General features: G+C 31.0%; 1 protein-coding gene. It reads right to left on the reverse strand.

What is annotated here, in order from left to right; translation table 11 throughout:
• On the reverse strand, positions 1 to 3189 hold a 3189-nt coding region (locus Q0W04_RS10575; protein ID WP_298503090.1), incomplete at both ends, for a hypothetical protein.

Consider the following 3189-nt stretch of genomic DNA (forward strand, 5'->3'; position numbering starts at 1 on the left):
TTTTAACTTCAGTAATATCTTCCCAAACAACGAAAATCATAGCACCAAGTCCTCTAGCGACCGAAAGAGCATATTTAGCATTCATTTCTCTGTCTTTGTCTCCCAAGTTTTCTTTGACGACTAAATCCCATCTAATGCATCTTGGTTCAATAGAAGCTAATAATTCAATCCAGAATAACCCGTCATTTAATTTCTTTTCTTTTAAAGATTTAATTTGTCTTCCTTCTGAAACTTTTGAATTAGCCCATGCAATTAATTCTTCTTCAGATTTTTCTCCAATAATTTTTAATGTATGTGCTCTCATTAATTGCCATACAATAGCTAAAATATGTTTCTTTTTACCTTCTTGGATATCTTTATTACCAATACTAATAATACTATATCCAGATCTTTTTGAGGCATCAATAACTTCTTGGCAGTTAACACCAATTTTAAATGGATTTTTTGTTTTTAATTCAACTTTTTTCCATTGTACAGTACCTGGTTTAATTTTATCAATCATTTTAAGTAATAAAATAGCACTTCTGCATTCTTCATATAAGTTATTAACTTTTTTAACTCCTTCTAATTTTAATGAATTTATCCATGTTCTGAAACTTCTTTCTTCACGACCACCTTCGTCGTCATCTTGTAAGATTTTATTTGCAGTCATTTTTTCTTCTTGTGTGGCTTCTCCCATACCATTATTAGCCATGAATAATTCAGCAGTAAATAATGTATTTAAGTGTTCATTAGCACTTGGAATATCTTCATCTTTGATATATACTGTAGCACCAATTTTAGGAGCATTTGTTAAAACAGTTGCTGCTCTTTTTTTTAAATCAGCTTCATTTAATCCATCAGTAGGGCATTGGTTGGGATCTAATTGATTTAATAAAATTGTATATTTTTCTGAATCTTTAACATCTTCTCCGAAGTTTGTGACTTTGTTGGGATGGTTTGCTTTACCTAAATGGAAATTGAACCATCTTTTGAGGAAATCTTCAGGTCCAAATGTTAATAATTCTTCATCAGTTTCTTTTTCTTCTTTTAATCTTAGTAATTGTGGGAAATCTTGAACAGAAATTTTTTTGAATGCAATTGGTTTTAAGATTTGGAATAATAAATCAATATCTTTAGTCCTGATTTCATCTAAAACATCATCAGCAGTAGCTTCAATTAAACAACCAATTGATTTAGCTGAGTTAATAGTTAAGTTTAAGTTGTTTTCTTTATCAGCTTTTGTCATACCAGGGTCTTTGACAATGACTCTTTCGTCAACAGTTCCTGGGGCGGCAACATTGATTAATTTTGCTAAAATTACACCGTCTTTCATTTTTTTGAAAATTTCGTTGGATTGAGGATCTAATGGTAATTTTTCTTTTAAATCTGGGTCATCAGCTAATATTTTATTAATCATTTTGCAATAGCATTCTTTTTCATTTTCATCGAATGGATTAGCATAAGCATTGTAAATTTCTCCTAAGAGTAATTTATTTAAGTCTGGGTTACCACTGGTAATTCCTTCTGGGGTAACAGCAGTATCGACACCAATTTTTTTGGCATTGTCGAGAACTTTTTCGGCTCTTTTATTTAAGTCAGATTCATCCAAAGGAGATTTGTCACAATTTGTTGGGGCAATATCATTCATTAAAATAGTATATACTTCTCCATCTTTGAGATCATCATCGAAATTGTTGATTTGTTTTGGTGAACCGGCAAGTTTTAAATGCTTATTAGCCCATCTTTTAAGGAAGTCATCAACTGGTACTTTATTGGCTAAGTCGTCTTTTGTTTCATCTCCTTGCACTAAATCATCTGCATCTGGATCATCTTTAATAATTTTTGGGGGTACTTTGACTCTAGCGAGAACATCTCCTAATAAGTCTTGATCTTTCTTTTTTTTACCATTGCAAATATCACCTTTAGTTGGTTTATGTGGGCATTTTAATTTATCAGCTCCTTCTAAAACTTTATCTAAGTTATTGCTTTTGTCGTCATCTGATAAATCATCTCCGGTTTTGAGGTCATCTTCATTTACTGCATCTTTGTCAGCTAAATTCATTAATTTTCCAAGGACTACACCATCTTTTAATTTATCGAAAACTTCTTCGTTATCTTTATCAATTGGAATTTTATTTTTGGTTTGAGCATCATCGCAAAGTTCTTTATTAATAGTGTCAATATAGGCTTTCATTAGATCTTTGTCATAATCATCAGGACCTGCATTGGCTAAAGCGTTATATAAATCACTGGTGAATAATCTATTCATAGCTTCATTTCCGCTGGCTAAATCTTCAGGAGTAACTTCAGTTTCGCATCCTAATTTTTTAGCATTATCAAGTACTTTTTGAGCTCTGGCAACTGGGTCACTTTCATCAAGAGCTGATTTATCACATTGGTTGGGGTCTAATTGATTAAGTAAGACAGTATATTTTTCTGAATCTTTAACATCATCAGAGAAATTGTTTAATTGATCTGGGTGATTGGCTTCTTTTAAATGATGATTGACCCATTTTTTGAGGAAATCTTCTACTGGCAATTCTGCAAGTTGCTCTGGAGTTTCTCCACCTTCGGCAATTTTTTGAGTTTCTGGGTTTTCTTTGATGTCCTTTTTTTTAGTATTCAATCTTGCTAAAATTTCTCCTAATAAATCATTGTCTCTTGCTTTGTCTTTGTCTAAGACATCATCTGGGGTTGTTTCAGATTGAATTCCCATGTCTTTAGCTCCTTTAATTGCTTTTTCTAAATTGGCATATTTATCATATACATTCATATCATCATTTTTTTTTATTTCGTCTTCATTTATGGTATTTGGTTCACATAAATTAACTAATTTGGCAAGAATGACTCCATCTCTTAATTTGTCATATAATTCATTGTTTGTTGTATCGATTGGAATTTTGTTTTTGCAATCTGGATCATCTTTTAAAACTTTGTTGATGATTTTGGCATATTTATTTCTATCTTTGTCTGAATATGGTCTGGCTTTTCTTTTATAGTTGGCTCTGTCTAAAACACGGAAAAGTCCCATACCTTCTTTTTTTTTAATTCTTTGGAATTTTTCTTTTGTACCAGCATCAATAATTTTTTTTAAGAAAATAATACAATTGAAAATTGAAACTAATCCATCTTTTATAAATTCAGTTTCTCCAACAATTCTATCTAAGTCTTCATCACTTAATTTACGGAATCTTAATTCAAATAATT

Origin of the sequence: uncultured Methanobrevibacter sp., assembly GCF_947170395.1 — an archaeon.
GTDB lineage: Archaea > Methanobacteriota > Methanobacteria > Methanobacteriales > Methanobacteriaceae > Methanocatella.